Source organism: Aristophania sp. ESL1100 (genome assembly GCF_058511235.1).
The window spans coordinates 1476239-1491885 of the sequence record NZ_CP196394.1 but is presented as its reverse complement, the minus strand read 5'-3'; the positions used below and the strand labels follow the sequence as shown (position 1 = coordinate 1491885).

The following is a 15647-nucleotide window of genomic DNA, read 5'->3' as shown; positions in this document are numbered from 1 at the left end:
GAACGTCTTGATATGTTGAAATTTTATAATAAAGGAACAGATTCATGACGGTTTCAGAACAGCAGAATGAAACGCAGGACACCGTTCCTGTTACTGTTTTGACGGGGTTTCTGGGGGCCGGAAAAACGACCCTGCTCAACCATATCCTTACGACCGATCACGGGCGTAAATATGCCGTTGTTGTCAATGAGTTCGGCGAACTTGGTATTGATAACGACCTCGTTGTTGATGCGGATGAAGAAGTTTTCGAGATGAATAATGGGTGCATTTGCTGCACCGTTCGGGGTGACCTCATCCGTATTCTTACGAAATTACTCCGCAAACGTGGTCGTTTTGATGGCATTATTGTCGAAACGACTGGTTTGGCTGATCCTGCCCCCGTTGCACAAACGTTCTTTGTTGATGAGCATGTCCGCAACAAGGCACGGCTTGATGCGGTCGTCACTGTGATTGACGCATATAATATTCTCCCGACATTGGAAGAAAGCCCTGAAGCGGTTCATCAGATTGCTTTTGCTGATGTGATCATTCTTAATAAATGTGATCTTGTTGATGCGGCGAAGCAGGAAGAGATTATCAAAAAGATCCGTTCCATCAATGCAGTTGCGCAGATTCATAAAGTAGAGCGTGGTCAGGCAGATCTGGCTGATATTCTCGATAAAGGCGGTTTTGATCTCAATCGTGCTCTGACGACCATGCCGGACTTTCTGGAAAGCGACCATCATCATCATGAAGAGGGTGTCTATAGCGTCTCTTTCAGCCTCAAAGGCGAAATTGATGAGCAGCGCTTTCATGAATGGATCGGGAAAATTCTTCAGGAGCAGGGACCCGATATCCTTCGGGCCAAAGGCATCCTGCATTTTAAAGGGGAAAAGCGCCGTTTTGCTTTCCAGGCTGTGCATATGATGGCTGATGGTGATTTCATTGGTGAGGCAAAAGATCCCTCCACTGATGAGGAATCCCGCCTCGTCTTTATCGGCCGTAATCTCAATAGGCCGGCACTGCGTCGCGGCTTTGAAAGCTGCCTTGCTTCATGAGTAGCGAACATCCTTTAAGCCACGAAGTGCTCGCAACCCGCGGTGCGGAGAGGCAGTTTGAAAGCCCTGTAATCGGCGTAAAAGTTTCCCGCGATAACAAAATGATTGCGGCACTGACGTCAGATGGTGAAGTTGTTCTGATGAACCGTCTGATGATGCGCGATCCCGAAACATGGCAGACACTGACGCTGCATGATGGTGGTCTTTCCATTGCTCAAGGATGTGAGGGGAACAGCTTCCTGACAGGAGGAGAGGATGGCCGTGTGCTCAAAATCCTTCCTGATGGAAGCCATGAAGAACTCTATACGGGCAAAGGCTGGATTGAGACGCTTGCAAGCACGCCATCTCACTATGCTTTTTCAGTCAAAAAAGAGGTCAAACTGCGTGACGCGGCAGGGAAGGAAGAGCTGAAAAGCCTGGAACATCCCTCAACTGTGACGGGGATTGCCTTTGATAAAAAGGGGCTGAAAATTGCAGCCTCTCATTATAATGGCGTGTCCTTATGGTTCGTCAAGGCAAAGGAAAGCTCGCCACGTTCCTATGAATGGAAGGGCAGTCATATCGGGGTTGTGATCCATCCTGAGAATGAAGCGATTGTGACCTCCATGCAGGAAAATGAGCTTCATGGCTGGCGGTTATCCGATGGGCATAATATGCGCATGAGCGGTTATCCCCGACAGGTGCGTTCCATGGAGTTTACACGCAAAGGACGCTGGCTGGCCACAGCCGGGGCCGATGCTGCCGTTCTCTGGCCTTTCTTTGGTGGCGGCCCCATGGGCAAACCACCACTCGAACTGGCCCGTCTTCCGGGTCTCTTCAGCACGGTTGTCGCAACACATCCCACGCAGGATATTGTTGCGATCGGTTACGAAGATGGCGCGATCATCATTGCTGAAATTGGTGGTGAAGAGCAAAGAGCCATCCCCGTCTGTCGCGGTGCTAAAAGCAAAGGCATCGCTCGTGGTGCGATCACATCCCTCAGCTTCTCCCCCGATGGCGGCATGATGGCTTTTGGGACAGAAGAAGGCTATTGCGGCGTCGTGGATCTCTCTGCGGAGGGGTAAAAGATACTGTTAGTGTAATTAAAAATGACGATGGGGCAATCTTATCGTCATTTTCTATAAATATCATTTTTAATGACTACGAGAACCTAATTATTAGGCAAAATAATTTGTGGATTTCTTGACAGTATTTTTGTTAGGAATAACAATAACTTCCGAGAAGAGTGTTCCCCGCACATGTGGAGATGATTCGGTGAATATTATACGTTCAGCAGGATAAACGGCGTCTTCCCGGTTTGTGCACAGATGACTCGCTGACGTTGTTCTTGATTTTTCCCTTATAGTGAACGTTCATTATTTTTTGCAATGAAAAGAACGTATCAAGGAACGTACTATGCGCCGTGAGGATCTGGTTGATCTTAATGCTTTTATGAGGGTTGCTGAGGAGCAGAGTTTTACACGGGCTGCAGCAAAATTGGGCACCTCGCAATCGACCTTAAGCCATAGGATCAGACGATTGGAAACGCGGTTGAACGTGCGGCTTTTGGCGCGCACAACCCGTTCTGTTGCTTTGACAAAAGCTGGGGAAAGGCTGCTACAAAAGCTGGTTCCCGCTCTCGGAATGATCGCTGATGAGATGGCTTCTCTTAGTGAGCTTTCGGACAAACCGGCGGGCACCGTCAGGATCACAACGTCAGAACATGCGGCAACGACTGTCATTTGGCCCGTTCTTCGGAAAATTTTGCCAGACTATCCTGACTTACATGTTGAATTGGAAATTGAGTCCGGATTAACCGATATTGTTTCTGAACATTTTGATGCTGGTGTCAGACTGGAGGAAACCATCGCTCGTGATATGATCGCGATTCCTATCGGTCCACCACTTCGTATGGCAGTCATAGGGGCCCCATCCTATTTTGAACATCATCCGGCTCCCTTAACGCCGAAAGATTTATCTCAGCATAAATGTATTAATTTGCGCTTATCGAGCGCTGGTGGTGTCTATGCGTGGGAATTGGAAAAAGGGAAACGTGCACTTCACGTTCGCGTAGAGGGATCTCTTATATTTAATACGGTGCCCATGGTTCTTCAGGCGGCGCTGGATGGATTTGGTCTGGCCTGCGTTATGGAGGACCAGGCTCAGCCTTATGTAAATGATAAAAGATTAATCCGGGTTTTAGAGAATTGGTGCCCCTCTTTCCCAGGTTATCATTTATATTATCCCAGCCGAAGACACTCTTCTGCGGCGTTCCGGCTGGTTGTTGACGCTTTACGTTATAGGGGGTCTTCCTAATCCAGGTGGTTTACTTATTGTGCGGAATAACCACCATCAACTGAGAGCGCATGTCCCAGCACGAAACTGGCTTGGGGACTGCATAGCCAAAGGACGGCATGAGCCACTTCTTCCGGCTTTCCCAAACGGCCGATGGGCTGGGGTTTGACCAGCTCTGCTTTTGCGGCTTCATCACCATGCGTCAGCCCGTTTAGCATAGGTGTATCAATCACTCCCGGACATACCGCATTAACCCGAATGTTTTTGGTGGCACATTCAAGCGCGACTGATTTTGTGAGACCTATAACCCCATGCTTTGATGCAATATAAGCTGGCAGACCAGCTACCCCGTTTAATCCCCCAATCGAAGATGAATTGACAATAGCCCCATGACCTTGTTTTAACATCTGGCGAAGTTCATGCTTAAGGCAATAATATGTGCCCTTTAAGTTAACAGACATGATGCGGTCCCATTCGCTTTCGGGAAGATCAACAGTACTGTGATGCTGGCTAATGACGCCCGCATTATTAAAGGCGCAATCAAGCTTTCCAAAATGACGTAAGGTCTCTTCTATAGCAGATTGGACGTCGTCTTCATGGGCAACATTACATTTTAGGGGGAGAGCTTCTTTCCCTTCCTGCATTAATTTTTCTGCGGCTCTAGCCGCGGCTTCAAAATTTACATCGGCCAGAACGACAGAGGCTCCAGCCTGAGCAAATGCTCTGGCCGTTGCTAGTCCCATCCCGGCGCCGGCTCCTGTGACAAACGCGATTTTTCCTGAAAATGACTGCGGCATGGTCTTATTCCCCTCGTTTTTATTGAAGGGAATAAGAATGAAGCGGTCTATCCTTTATGATTAGATGCTATAATACGCATGACGTTATCGTTTTAATCCATAAATGATAATGTGCAGGTTGGTTTTTTATTCTTCCTTAGAACCAACCCCTTCAAGCACGATTTTCCCTTTGGCTTTGTCGCTTTCAATCAAAGCATGCGCGCGTTTTAAATTTGTGGCGTTAATGGAGCCGAAGCTGGTCGCGAGTGTGGTGCGCAGGGTGACTTTGTCAACCAGTTTTGAAACCTGCTTTAAAATCTTACCTTGTTCCGCCTGATCGGGGGTCTCGAAGAGAGAGCGTGTGAACATTAATTCCCAATAGAGGGACAAGCTTTTCTTTTTCATGGGAGCAACATCGAGGACGTCAGGGGCGTCAATTAAGCCAAAATGACCCTGGGGCGCTATGAGTGTGATGATGTCATTGATGTGCTGGAGCGTCTCATTTGTCGAAAAAACATATTTTGGGTCTTTGACGGGCAGGTCAGACACTTGCTGAGTCAGGGCACGACTATGATCAATCACGTAATGAGTGCCGAAGTCTTTAACCCAGCTTATGGTTTCCGGCCGACAAGCCTTTCATCAACCAGATGAAACTCAGCATTTGTGCCAGCTCTATTGAGGACGTCAGCATAATAAACGTGATCACCAATCGAAAAATTTTCGACCTCTTCACCTACAGCAACGACGATTCCAGCGGCATCCCAGCCCAGAATACGGCCTTGATCGTTTTGGAAACTTTGGCGGATTTTGACATCAACCGGGTTAACAGAAACCGCTTTGATCTCAACCAGAAGGTCGCGTCCTGCTGCCACAGGCTGTGGCAATCTCATCGTCATTTTCTATAAATATCATTTTTAATTACTACGCGATACACGAGCGCCTTTGGCGATGGCGTCTTTTTCGCAAAGCTCTTCGCCTTGTTTGGTGTTGTTATACCAGGGGCTGCCTTGATAGTGGTAAATCATGCTGCGTGTATTCAGCCAGACTTTTCGCCCGCAGGCAGAATTATTCTGTTGTGTCTGGTTATGTGAATGAGCGTGTTTTTTAGTGTGAGTCTGGGCCTTTTGTATAGGCGGGTTATTTTGTGAATCATCAGCCATCACAGGCGATAGGAAAGATATAAATAACGCACTTAAAATGACTATTCTCAGTAATTTCATTGATAACGACCTTATCTTTTCAGATATGTCGTTATTTTACGAACCAGATTTTAACAAAAGGTTTAAAAAGAGTGCGTTATTGCCAGAGCGTTATAGCTCCCCGATCAGACTGAAATAGGCACTGCGTCTCTGGCCGTATTGGGGCTGGAAAATGCCGATCCCGCTGCCATCATGGAGTGTGTAATGTTTATCAAAGAGGTTCATAACATCCACACGTGCTTTGATTTTATGGCCGGGGATAAGGTGGAGAAAGCTATATTGGTAGCTTAGATTGAACACGTCATAGGGGGCCTGTTTTCCCATATTGGCAAAGCCTTTCCTCAGGCCGTTTCCATAAAGAAAGTCCAGTGACACAAGCTGACGTTTCGTGTGCCATGAGATACCGGCGCTGGCCGTATATTTCCCTTGGTGATCGAGGGGAATACGGTGGTTCCTGATGTGATCGAGCTCATCGTGATCAAAATGATATTGCCCTGAGCTGATCCCTTGCCCATAGGTCTGGACGTAAGAGAAATTGCCGAAAATCTGCCAGGGGCCTGAATGGTAGGAAAGCCCTGTCTCAGCCCCATAAATCTGGCCGCGCCGGTAATTAAAGGGCGTTGTGATAATGGCCTGACCAAATTGCCCTGTATCAAGCAAATTATGAGCCCATTTGCTGAATCCATCGAGACTGAAGTCAAGATGTGGGGTCAGGGCAGCTGTCAGTCCGGCATCAATATAATGAGACGTTTCAACCTTGGGGGCTCCATTCTGACTTGTTTCAGGCGCATTTGTTGTGTTTTCGAAATATTTTAGGGATTTCGAGGAGAGATATTGTGGTGAAGGCGGCGTGAAATAACGTGCGTAGCCCAAATGGAGGGTGATTTTCCGGGTGGGTTTCCAGATAAAGGAAGCCCGCGGGCTGAGTTGGTTGCCGTGGGTAAAGGACGATGAAAAATTATCGTATCGCACACCGTAATTAAAAGTAAGGTAACGGCTGATATGGAATTCATCCTGAATATAAGCGCTGGATTCAATGGCCCAGTTTCCGGAATGATCAATCAGGCGCCGTGGGATTGAAGAGGTTGCATTGCCTTCATGATCTGCTGGAAAGGCAAGGGTGTTCGTATCGAGTTTTTCGTCCGTATAATGTCCCAGCAGGCCGGCGCGTAGAATATGGCCGGGGGCGATGTCCCAATGCAGATCAACCTGCATTCCGCCTGTCGTAAAATCATTGATCTGTTTCTGGGCAACACCCTGATAAATGAGGTCCTTTTGCTCATCAGGGAAATAAGCCAGCCTGCCATAACGGAAATAGGGGGAAACCTGAAGCCCGAAGTCATTCTGCTTATAATTATAAGAGAGAATGGCGTAATGATTCTGCTCATTCTGCTGGTCTTTAATAAAGCGCGAATTGAGATGATGGGGCTGTTCGTCTCCCATCCCTTCAGGAGGATAAAGAGGTTCCAGGTTTGGGGTGGAAGGGAGATGAAAATCCCCATAGGCAGTACTGGTTATGAGGGTCAGGCTGTTATGAGCATCAAAATTCCAGGAAAGATAGGAAAACCCTTTTGCCTGTTGCGTCAGATCGTGAATAGGTCGAAACGAATTTGTCGGGTTTTCAATGCCGAGCGTATTATGATTATAAGAAAGGCTGATAAAATAATCGAGTTTGCCGTGATTGCCTCCCAGCTGAAGGGAGGGATTGATCGTATTATAGCTTCCGCCATAAAGAGAGAGCTCATTATGATTGAGACCCGCTCCCTTCTTGGTCGTAATATCCACAATTCCGGCAGTGTGAAGCCCATATTGGGCAGGTAAAATACCAGTCAGAAGGTTAAAGGATTGCACAATGCGTGTATCAACAACCTGTCCGAACCCTTGCAGACTTTCCGGCAGTAAGACACCATTGATACGGTAAGTCAGGTTTCCATGCTCGCCACGTACATGTACTTCACCATAGCTGTCCCCGACGACGCCGGGCATATGCAGCATAACCTGATTGAAAGAGGCGTTTTCTCCCTGTGGCAGGGTTTCAATATTTTGTGACGAAAGATGATAAGACGTCGCCCCTGAAGAGGTGACCTGTGAACGGCCGGGATTGGAAGCGCGGACGGTAATATGATCTTCAGTGCGTTTATGAGGCTCAGATGTGACGTCTTCTGCCAATAAAGGCGTTACAGCAGAGAGCCATCCAATGGCTGTTATTGACCAGAAAAAGCCGGAACGTAAAAGAATGGCCAAGAAAAACGCTCACAAAAAAAACCATAAAACCGGAAATATTGAATTTCATGTGAGCGAAAAGTCAATAAAATTTCTTGTAATGTGCTGGCTGCTGATCTCGGCAACACGTGTCCTGATTTATGACAATGTCAGAACGTGACGATGCTTCTGGCCTGAGCGCTTTTCCTCTTCAGCAACCGTTTCAGGTTCGACATGAATATTAATGGAGGCGTCTCCCAGATAATCGCGGATAGCGGCTTCAATTTTATCGCAGATATCGTGCGCTTTAGTAATGGACATGTCATCGATGACGACAAGATGGAAATCGACAAAATAGAGAGCTCCAACCCGGCGCATCCGTAAATCATGGGCTTCGAGTGCCTCTTTACCGCTTTGGGCGATGACGTTCTGAACACCTTTTACCAGTTCCGGATCAGGGGATTCATCCATTAGCCCTTTGGTCGATTGCTTCATCATGCCAAAACCGGTCCGCAATACGTTCAGTGCAACCAGCATGGAAAGAACCGGGTCGAGCCATAGCCAATGCAGAAGCGGGATGAGAGACACACCAATGACCAGAGCCAGACTGGCCCAGACATCAGACAGAACATGCTCTCCCGCTGAGGCCAGAGCCTGTGAATGACGCTTCCGCCCTATGGAAATCATGATGAGCGCCCAGATGAGGTTTATAATCCCGGCAAGGGCGTTGAGCAGAACCCCGAAAAAGGGCTCTTTCAAGGGGGCAGGGTGCAGAAGATCATAACAGGCGATCAGGAAAATGCCGATGGCTGTCAGAACGACCAGTGTCCCCTCAATAACGGCCCAGAGATATTCCGCCTTGCCATGACCGTAAGGGTGCTTGGTGTCAGCGGGGTGAGACGCAATGGTGACAGCCCCTAAAGTCCCGATTGCGGCAATGACGTTAAGAATTGTTTCAATCGTGTCGGAGAGGAGGGCACTGGAATGAGAAACCGCATAGGCCCCATATTTAATGGCCAGAACAATGATACTGACAGCAATGGAAAAGCGGGCAATTTTAAGTTGTAGAGACGTCATGATTCAGAAAAGGGATTAGTGATGGTGGTGCGCATGGTCATGACAGGACGGAGCATGTGTAGCCTCGCCATGTTCGGCAGGCGGAAGGGATTCTGAACAGGACTGACCGGGGCATTGCTCATCAGGGCAGACATTATCCTGCTCAGTGGAGATGCGGTCTTCAATCTGAAAGGTCGGATGATGAATGGAGAAGCGCTGCCTCAGCATTTCATGCCCTTCTGCAATAATCTGCCGCGCCTGGGTAATAAGCTGGGAAGCGGTTGGAGAGGGCGTCAGAGCCCGGGGCACGATGTGAACAGTCAGAGCCGTTTCCGTTGTGCTCATGGCCCATATATGGAGATGATGAAGATCGGCGACTTCCGGCAGGGTCCGCAGGGCCTGTTCAACTTCGCTTGTGTTAATTGATGTCGGCACGCCGTCCAGAGCCAGATTAAGAGATTGTATCAGTAAAGACCACGTGGCCCAGATGATGGTGAATGAGACAATCAGACTGACAATGGGGTCAATAATATTCCAGCCCGTTCCTGCAATAAGCACACCCGCAATGACGACAGCCAGAGCCATCACCGCATCAGACGCCATATGGAGGAAGGCACCGCGCATATTGAGGTCATGGGTCGAGCCTTTCATAAACAGCAATGCTGTTCCGCCATTTACGAGGATCCCGATAAAAGCCACGATGCTTACGGCTGCGCCCTGGACTGTTTCAGGGTGGATGAGATGAAGGATAGCTTCCCAGATAATCCCCCCTGTGACCAGCAGCAAGATAACGGCATTGGTCAGAGCGGTCAGGATCGTGGCGCGTTTCAGACCATATGTGAATCGCCCGGAAGGGGCTCTTTTCGCCAGGGACTGGGCAAACCAGGCAGCCGCCAGACCCAGCACGTCCGAGAGATTATGCCCTGCATCGGCCAGCAATGAGAGAGAGTGAGCCAGAACGCCCCAGAGAGCCTCACCCAGCACATAGACCATATTGAGCGTAATGCCGATGGCAAAAGCCGCTCCGAAAGAGGCCGGTGCGTGATGATGATGGTGACCAAATCCTCCCTCGTGAGAATGGGAGTGGTCATGATGATCATCATGGCTATGGGAGTGATGCGAAATGTGGCTCATAGGGAGGTGATAGCCCATGCAGAGGCAGCAAGGTAAGAAAAAACTATTTCTACAACTGAATTTACTTTAGAAAAAGGGGTTTATCGCCTTGGTATAAGCCACACAAAATTAAAGAGTTCATCAGTGCTTCGTATTACAGACCTTCGCCTGCCGCTTACGCATATAACAGAGGACCTGAAACAGGCTGTTCTGGAACGGTTGGGCATTGAAGAACAGGCATTGCTGAGCTTCCATGTGTTTCGTCGTGGCTATGATGCCCGCAAGCGCCATAATATTCATTTTATTTATACGATTGATTGTGAGCTTGCTTCTGAAGCCACAGTGCTTGAACGATTTCAGAACGATCCCCATATCCGCCTGACACCTGATATGAGCTGGTCACAGCCTCTTGCCAACCTGGCGTCTGAAGCAGACAGGCCGGTTGTGATCGGGGCTGGACCTTGCGGGCTTCTCGCTGGTCTGATTCTGGCCCGCGCAGGATTGAAGCCAATTATCTGCGAGCGCGGCCGTGACGTTCGCACCCGCACCGTTGATACATTTGCTCTCTGGCGGAAATCTGTTTTCACAGCGGAAAGCAATGTGCAGTTCGGGGAAGGGGGAGCCGGGACTTTTTCTGACGGCAAACTCTATTCCGGCGTTTCGGACCCGCGGCATTTAGGCCGCAAGGTGCTCGAAGAGTTTGTAAAAGCGGGAGCTCCTGAGGAAATTCTGTATCTCTCGAAACCGCATATCGGCACATTCCGTCTGGTCAGTCTGGTGCAATCCTTCCGGGAACAGATTGAGGCTTTGGGCGGTGAGTATCGCTTTAATACGCGTGTTGATGGTTTTGAGACAGAGGGTGAAAGTGGTGAGCGCCGCCTGAAGGCGCTTTCTCTCTCCAATGGAGAAACGCTTCCAGCCCGTCATGTAATCCTGGCCGTGGGACATTCTGCGAGAGATACATTCCGAATCCTTCATGAGCTTGGCATTGCCATGAAAGCCAAGCCTTTTTCTATTGGTGTGCGTATAGAACACCCGCAATCACTGATTGACTGCGAGCGTTTTGGCCAGGAGGCTGGCAATAAATTATTGGGTGCTGCCGATTATAAACTCGTCCATCATGGCTCTAATGGCCGGGGTGTTTATTCTTTCTGCATGTGTCCGGGCGGCCAGGTTGTGGCCGCAACGTCTGAAGAGGGGCAGGTTGTTACAAACGGCATGAGCCAATATTCACGTGCGGAACGCAATGCCAATAGTGGCATTGTTGTCGAGGTAAAACCGGGCATTGATTATGCGGCAGATGATGTGATGGCGGGAATTGAGTTCCAGCGTCATTGGGAGAAAGCAGCCTTTAAAGCCGGTGGGGGCGATTATAAAGCCCCTGCGCAAAAAGTCGGGGATTTTCTGGCAGGACGTGCTTCTGTGACGTTGGGTGAGGTTGAGCCTTCCTATAAACCGGGTGTGACACCCGCGGATCTGCGGGACTGCCTTCCTGATTTCGTCACTGAAAGTCTCAAAGAGGCGCTTCCCCAATTTGACCGCAAACTCAAGGGTTTTACGATGGAAGACGCTGTGATGACCGGCGTTGAAACCCGCACGTCATCGCCCTTGCGGATTGAGCGCGATGAGACCGGACAAAGCCCGACCATCAAGGGACTTTTCCCCGCCGGAGAAGGAGCCGGTTATGCGGGGGGAATTCTGTCTGCCGGAATTGACGGGATTAGAGCGGCTGAATGGTTGATTGAAAGTTTAAGACCTTAAAAGGATGTGACCCTCTAAAAACCGAGAGGGCGTATTTCCCGGATAAGTTCTATAAGCAGTTTCAGCCCTAGTGGCACTTGCTGGCGGCTGGAATAGTAAATGTAATATCCGGGCCCCGTTACAGACCAGTCCTCCAGAACAATTCTGGTCTGTCCCGTGGCCAGTAAGGCTGCCTGAACGGGTTCTGCGGCAAAAAACAGGCCCGCACCATTCTGTACTAAGGCGAGGCCTGTCTGGCTCTCATTAATTGTGATCGTGCCGGGAACGGAAAGAGAAAATTCTTTGCCTTCTTTTTGAAATTCCCATTGATAAATATCTTCATTGCCTAATCTGATCCGCAGGCATTGATGGTGCTTCAGATCATAGGGCGTCTGAGGCACACCATAACGCTCCAGGTAAGCAGGGGAACCTGTTACAATCCAGCGAATGTCGCCCGACAGGCGCTGGATAATCATATCCTGGGGGACCGTACCCCCATAACGAATTCCAGCGTCATAACCTTCCTTGATGATATCCACCATACGGTTTGTTGAGGTTATTTCAATTTTAATATGCGGATAACGTTCCATAAAGATCGGAAGTACTGGGCCGAGTAAAAGGGGCCCCGCATCTGTAACGATATTGAGGCGCAGACATCCCGCTGGTTCATTTCGGAACCGGTTCAAATCCTCGAAGGTTTTTTCAATTGTTTTAAAAGGGGCGCTGATCGAATCCTGTAAGGCGCTTCCGGCTGCGGTGAGCGTGACGCTTCGGTTGGTCCGGTTGATAAGACGAACGCCTAATCGTGTTTCGAGGGATTTAAGAGAGTGACTTAAAGCAGAGGCACTGACGCCCATTTCCAGCCCTGCTTTTCTGAAATTTCCATGCCGTGCAATGGCAAGAAAATAAACACAGTCAGCAAGGTCAGAGCGCTCAAGTTTTATCAAGGCAGGAATACTCTCTTTTACGGTTTATTCTGTTTTATGATCCGGGCTGTTACAATGAGTAACATAGCAGGATTTTGATAAAAGATGGTTTTTCAATAGTGAGAATATCTCATTATTATAATGAATAAAGTTCATCACAAATCAAGAAAAATGGCGGTTTTCTCTCAAATTATGGGTTATGAGACACTCTTTCAGAAGAGTGGTCAATGAAGTCTGTCAGGTTCTTCTGGTTGATGAAGAGAGAGCTGAGGCGCATCCTGTAACAGGCATTGAGGGAGGATCGCATAAAAAAACCTTTCCAGAAAAATAACTGCCAGAAAAACAACTGAATGTTTCTCTCAAACGGGGAGTTTGGATCATGACTGAAAAACCTGTAGCGGCTCGTAAAAGTTTTGGTGATATTGCGCCTGAACTTGCAGAAATTTCTGATGACATATTATTTGGTCGCGTGTGGGCCAATACAACTTTATCGCAACGTGAACGCAGTATTGTCACGATTTCCAGCCTGATTTCTCTTTACCGGGACAATGAGCTTCCGTTTCATTTACGCAAAGCACTGGAAAATGGTGTCACAAAAGAGGAGATCATTGGAATTATCACCCATCTGGCTTTTTATTCAGGATGGCCAACAGCGATGACCGCCCTACAGGTGGCACGGCAGGTATTTGCTGAGACAGAAACACCCACATAACTGAATAGATTTATATAAGAGGTTCTGATGAAATATCGTTATCTTGGTAAAAGTGCTCTGAAAGTCTCGCCTTTATGCCTCGGGACCATGATGTTTGGCGGGGAAACAGGAGAGCAGGCGGCAGGGAGAATTATTGGGAGCGCCTATGATCAGGGGATCAATTTCCTCGATACGGCAGATGTCTATCAAGGCGGCAATTCAGAAACCGTTATCGGGAAAGCGCTGGCAGCGCGGCGTGATGACTGGGTTATTGCTTCCAAGTTCGGCTATGGGCGTGCAGATTCCGGGCCCAATCAGCAAGGCCAGTCCAGAAAATGGATCATACAGACTGTTGAGGCAAGCCTGAAGCGTTTGCAGACGGATTATATTGATATTCTCTATTTCCACCGTGCCCTCGTTGAGGCGCCTCTTGAAGAAGGGCTGCGGGCGGTCAGTGACCTGATCCGTCAGGGGAAAGTGCGCTATTATGGCGTCTCGAATTTCAGAGGATGGCGGATTGCCGAGCTTGTCCGCCTTGCCGATAAATTGGGGATGGAGCGCCCTGTTGTCAGCCAGCCCCTCTATAATATCGTTGATCGCACCTGTGAGGTGGAGCAGCTTCCCGCGGCTGAGGCTTACGGCCTCGGAGTTGTGCCATACAGCCCGCTTGCGCGTGGTGTGCTGACAGGCAAATACGCACCCGGCGCCCCTCCAGCAGCCGATACACGGGCCGGGCGTGGGGATATGCGCATTATGCAGACAGAATGGCGCCCGGAATCACTGAGAATAGCCCGTGAAATTGCTGATTATTGCAAAAGCCGGAATGTGAGCTCTGTGGCGTTTGCCCTGGCATGGATCTTGAACAACCAGCTGGTCAGTTCCGTTATTGCCGGTCCAAGAACCTACGAACAATGGGAAAGCTATGGCGCTGCTCTCGATGTGACTATTACAGCAGAGGACGAAGCCTTTATCAATAATCTGGTAAAGCCCGGCCATTGTTCCACACCCGGATATACTGACCCGGGATATCCGGTGGAAGGACGCAAGGTTCTTTAATTAAGGACGAGTATAAAGACAGTATTGTCCGGTTTTAGTGAGGACATACTGTCTTTATGGTTGCATGGTGGGACAAACTCAGAATTTTGGCATGTCTTTGGGTTTATAAAGAGCGCTGAGTGCTGTCAGAACGCTGGAGCCTAATACAAAAGCTACGGCTGAAAGAGGAAGTGTGGCCGCTGTTGCTCCAAAGAATGGAACAATTTTCCCGGCCAGTCCTTGCCCCAGTGAACCGAGGGCATAACTTACCCCCATACCAAAGCTGCGTTGGTCGGAAGGAAAGCGTTGGGCCAGGTAGTGGGGTATCAGGGCAAAAATGCCAGAGGCCGCTCCACCGGTAATAAAGGCTGACACTAAAAGTAAAGTCTGGTTTTCAATGCAGAGAAAAGGCCAGATCATGACCATAACGGTGAGAATTGCGCCGATCATGACTTTGGTATTACCAAAATGATCGGCCAGTTTCCCACATAAAATTTTACCGCTGAAAGACCCTAGGCAATAAAGGGTAATAGGCCAGAAAACGGCCTGCGGAGACAAGTGATGATAGCTGCGTAAAATGGTTGGATAAAATGTGTAAAGAGCTGCTTTTTGAAAAGCGAGAATGCTCATCAGACTGATTGCCTGGATGGCAGCATGGCTCCATGTAAAGTGGAAAGGCGGTCCCTGCTTTACGTCTCTTTCTTTCTGGCGGTTTAGGCGTTGAGCCAGCCAAATGGGGCTTTCTTTCACTCCAAAGCGAATAAAAAGTGACAGTAAAGCGGGAATAATACCGATGAAAAAGAGCACTCTCCAGCCAAAGTGAGGCAGAATCAGGGCTTGTGCCCCTGCGGCAGCAAAATAACCAAGTTCATAACCCGACATCATAATGGCTGAGGCAAGAGAACGTAGGGACCCCGGCACTGTTTCCATCAATAATGTCGCAGAGGCCGTCCATTCCCCTCCAAACCCGATCCCGAACAGGAATTGAACGATCATGAGGGTGAGTAAAGAGTGAGAAAAACCTGTAAGGGCAGAAAAGACGGCGAACCAGAGGACGCCGATCATAAAAGCAGGCTTGCGGCCATAATGGTCTGCCAGCCATCCCCAGAGTGTATTGCCTATAAATCTGCCAATAGATTGTCCCAGTAATACACCACCCAGCATCGAAATGGTACATCCCAGATCTTTGGCAATGTCAGGGATTGTGAACATGAAAGTGGTCAGGTCAAACCCGTCAAGAAACCAGCCCATAAAGGCTGCAAAAGTGACCTGCCAATAGGGAAAAAGAGCTTTAAAACCAGATTGTGAGGAAGGAATTTCTGTAGTCATGAAGAAGGAAAAGGAACCAGACAAGGAATTGGGAAAAAGTCTGAGGGGATTAACATTATTTTCCAGAAAGGAGCAAAATTTTATCTGTCCGCTTTCCCATCACTTATTGGAGCGCGTTTCTCAGTCAGAGAAACGTGAATGAACGACGCCTTTAATGAGATAGACAACGAGTGAGGCAGTGAGCTGTTTGTAACTGTTGGATATGTCTGGTTTTTTCGAGACGGTCTTTATCTCGTAAATAAGCAGAGTTTACTTGAAAAAAAGATAAT

Annotated in this window: 14 protein-coding genes and 1 pseudogene; 7 read left to right on the top strand and 8 right to left on the bottom strand. The window is 48.7% G+C overall.

What is annotated here, in order from left to right:
• The first annotated feature begins 44 nt into the window (after nucleotides 1-44).
• The 3 genes from ACSYSY_RS06925 (at nucleotide 45) to ACSYSY_RS06915 (ending at nucleotide 3332) form a co-directional block, all read left to right on the top strand.
• Nucleotides 45-1037: a CobW family GTP-binding protein gene (locus tag ACSYSY_RS06925; RefSeq protein WP_491706843.1), complete on the top strand. Its 993-nt coding sequence runs from the start codon at nucleotides 45-47 to the stop codon at nucleotides 1035-1037.
• The gene (locus ACSYSY_RS06920) at nucleotides 1034-2101 is read left to right on the top strand and encodes a WD40 repeat domain-containing protein (protein ID WP_491706842.1); all 1068 of its coding nucleotides are present in this window, start codon (nucleotides 1034-1036) and stop codon (nucleotides 2099-2101) included. The genes ACSYSY_RS06925 and ACSYSY_RS06920 overlap by 4 nt, the downstream gene beginning before the upstream one ends.
• 331 nt (nucleotides 2102-2432) lie before the next feature.
• Nucleotides 2433-3332, top strand: a complete 900-nt coding sequence (locus ACSYSY_RS06915) for a LysR family transcriptional regulator (RefSeq protein ID WP_491706841.1) — start codon at nucleotides 2433-2435, stop codon at nucleotides 3330-3332.
• Nucleotides 3333-3346: 14 nt separating this feature from the next.
• Here the strand turns inward: ACSYSY_RS06915 and ACSYSY_RS06910 are convergent, their stop codons facing one another.
• The 6 genes and pseudogenes from ACSYSY_RS06910 to ACSYSY_RS06885 all read right to left on the bottom strand — a co-directional run bounded on the left by ACSYSY_RS06910 (nucleotide 3347) and on the right by ACSYSY_RS06885 (nucleotide 9678).
• Nucleotides 3347-4108 (bottom strand): glucose 1-dehydrogenase, encoded by a 762-nt coding sequence (locus tag ACSYSY_RS06910; protein ID WP_491706840.1) that lies wholly within the window; start codon nucleotides 4106-4108, stop codon nucleotides 3347-3349.
• A 126-nt stretch (nucleotides 4109-4234) separates the two neighbouring features.
• Nucleotides 4235-4983, bottom strand: a pseudogene (locus tag ACSYSY_RS06905) (alcohol dehydrogenase catalytic domain-containing protein).
• An 18-nt stretch (nucleotides 4984-5001) separates the two neighbouring features.
• Nucleotides 5002-5307 (bottom strand): hypothetical protein, encoded by a 306-nt coding sequence (locus ACSYSY_RS06900; RefSeq protein WP_491706839.1) that lies wholly within the window; start codon nucleotides 5305-5307, stop codon nucleotides 5002-5004.
• A 90-nt stretch (nucleotides 5308-5397) separates the two neighbouring features.
• Nucleotides 5398-7530 (bottom strand): TonB-dependent receptor, encoded by a 2133-nt coding sequence (locus ACSYSY_RS06895; RefSeq protein ID WP_491706838.1) that lies wholly within the window; start codon nucleotides 7528-7530, stop codon nucleotides 5398-5400.
• Nucleotides 7531-7647: 117 nt separating this feature from the next.
• Nucleotides 7648-8565 carry a cation diffusion facilitator family transporter gene (locus tag ACSYSY_RS06890; RefSeq protein WP_491706837.1) on the bottom strand — a complete coding sequence of 306 codons (918 nt, stop codon included), beginning with the start codon at nucleotides 8563-8565 and terminating at the stop codon, nucleotides 7648-7650.
• Nucleotides 8566-8580: 15 nt separating this feature from the next.
• Nucleotides 8581-9678 carry a cation diffusion facilitator family transporter gene (locus ACSYSY_RS06885; protein ID WP_491706836.1) on the bottom strand — a complete coding sequence of 366 codons (1098 nt, stop codon included), beginning with the start codon at nucleotides 9676-9678 and terminating at the stop codon, nucleotides 8581-8583.
• Nucleotides 9679-9801: 123 nt separating this feature from the next.
• Here ACSYSY_RS06885 and ACSYSY_RS06880 point away from each other — a divergent pair, with 123 nt between their 5' ends.
• Nucleotides 9802-11418: an NAD(P)/FAD-dependent oxidoreductase gene (locus ACSYSY_RS06880; RefSeq protein ID WP_491706835.1), complete on the top strand. Its 1617-nt coding sequence runs from the start codon at nucleotides 9802-9804 to the stop codon at nucleotides 11416-11418.
• A gap of 14 nt (nucleotides 11419-11432) precedes the next feature.
• On the opposite strand, the gene ACSYSY_RS06875 is transcribed toward ACSYSY_RS06880, so the two are convergent.
• Nucleotides 11433-12344 (bottom strand): LysR family transcriptional regulator, encoded by a 912-nt coding sequence (locus ACSYSY_RS06875; protein ID WP_491706834.1) that lies wholly within the window; start codon nucleotides 12342-12344, stop codon nucleotides 11433-11435.
• Nucleotides 12345-12522: 178 nt separating this feature from the next.
• Here ACSYSY_RS06875 and ACSYSY_RS06870 point away from each other — a divergent pair, with 178 nt between their 5' ends.
• Genes ACSYSY_RS06870 through ACSYSY_RS06860 form a run of 3 tightly spaced genes read left to right on the top strand, consistent with a single transcriptional unit; the run spans nucleotide 12523 to nucleotide 14070 of the window.
• Nucleotides 12523-12654 (top strand): hypothetical protein, encoded by a 132-nt coding sequence (locus tag ACSYSY_RS06870; RefSeq protein ID WP_491706833.1) that lies wholly within the window; start codon nucleotides 12523-12525, stop codon nucleotides 12652-12654.
• 48 nt (nucleotides 12655-12702) lie between these two features.
• Nucleotides 12703-13035, top strand: a complete 333-nt coding sequence (locus ACSYSY_RS06865) for a carboxymuconolactone decarboxylase family protein (RefSeq protein ID WP_491706832.1) — start codon at nucleotides 12703-12705, stop codon at nucleotides 13033-13035.
• Nucleotides 13036-13062: 27 nt separating this feature from the next.
• Complete coding sequence (locus ACSYSY_RS06860; RefSeq protein ID WP_491706831.1) at nucleotides 13063-14070, top strand: aldo/keto reductase; 1008 nt, start codon at nucleotides 13063-13065, stop codon at nucleotides 14068-14070.
• Between the two features lie 78 nt (nucleotides 14071-14148).
• Here ACSYSY_RS06860 and ACSYSY_RS06855 read toward each other — a convergent pair whose 3' ends face one another.
• Nucleotides 14149-15378, bottom strand: a complete 1230-nt coding sequence (locus tag ACSYSY_RS06855) for an MFS transporter (RefSeq protein WP_491706830.1) — start codon at nucleotides 15376-15378, stop codon at nucleotides 14149-14151.
• Nucleotides 15379-15647 lie beyond the last annotated feature (269 nt).

Coding starts and splice junctions, on each gene's coding strand:
- ACSYSY_RS06900 (WP_491706839.1), bottom strand. CDS start 5,307: ATGAAATTACTGAGAATAGTCATTTTAAGTGCGTTATTTATATCTTTC.
- ACSYSY_RS06865 (WP_491706832.1), top strand. CDS start 12,703: ATGACTGAAAAACCTGTAGCGGCTCGTAAAAGTTTTGGTGATATTGCG.
- ACSYSY_RS06920 (WP_491706842.1), top strand. CDS start 1,034: ATGAGTAGCGAACATCCTTTAAGCCACGAAGTGCTCGCAACCCGCGGT.
- ACSYSY_RS06870 (WP_491706833.1), top strand. CDS start 12,523: ATGAGACACTCTTTCAGAAGAGTGGTCAATGAAGTCTGTCAGGTTCTT.
- ACSYSY_RS06860 (WP_491706831.1), top strand. CDS start 13,063: ATGAAATATCGTTATCTTGGTAAAAGTGCTCTGAAAGTCTCGCCTTTA.
- ACSYSY_RS06855 (WP_491706830.1), bottom strand. CDS start 15,378: ATGACTACAGAAATTCCTTCCTCACAATCTGGTTTTAAAGCTCTTTTT.
- ACSYSY_RS06885 (WP_491706836.1), bottom strand. CDS start 9,678: ATGAGCCACATTTCGCATCACTCCCATAGCCATGATGATCATCATGAC.
- ACSYSY_RS06910 (WP_491706840.1), bottom strand. CDS start 4,108: ATGCCGCAGTCATTTTCAGGAAAAATCGCGTTTGTCACAGGAGCCGGC.
- ACSYSY_RS06925 (WP_491706843.1), top strand. CDS start 45: ATGACGGTTTCAGAACAGCAGAATGAAACGCAGGACACCGTTCCTGTT.
- ACSYSY_RS06915 (WP_491706841.1), top strand. CDS start 2,433: ATGCGCCGTGAGGATCTGGTTGATCTTAATGCTTTTATGAGGGTTGCT.
- ACSYSY_RS06890 (WP_491706837.1), bottom strand. CDS start 8,565: ATGACGTCTCTACAACTTAAAATTGCCCGCTTTTCCATTGCTGTCAGT.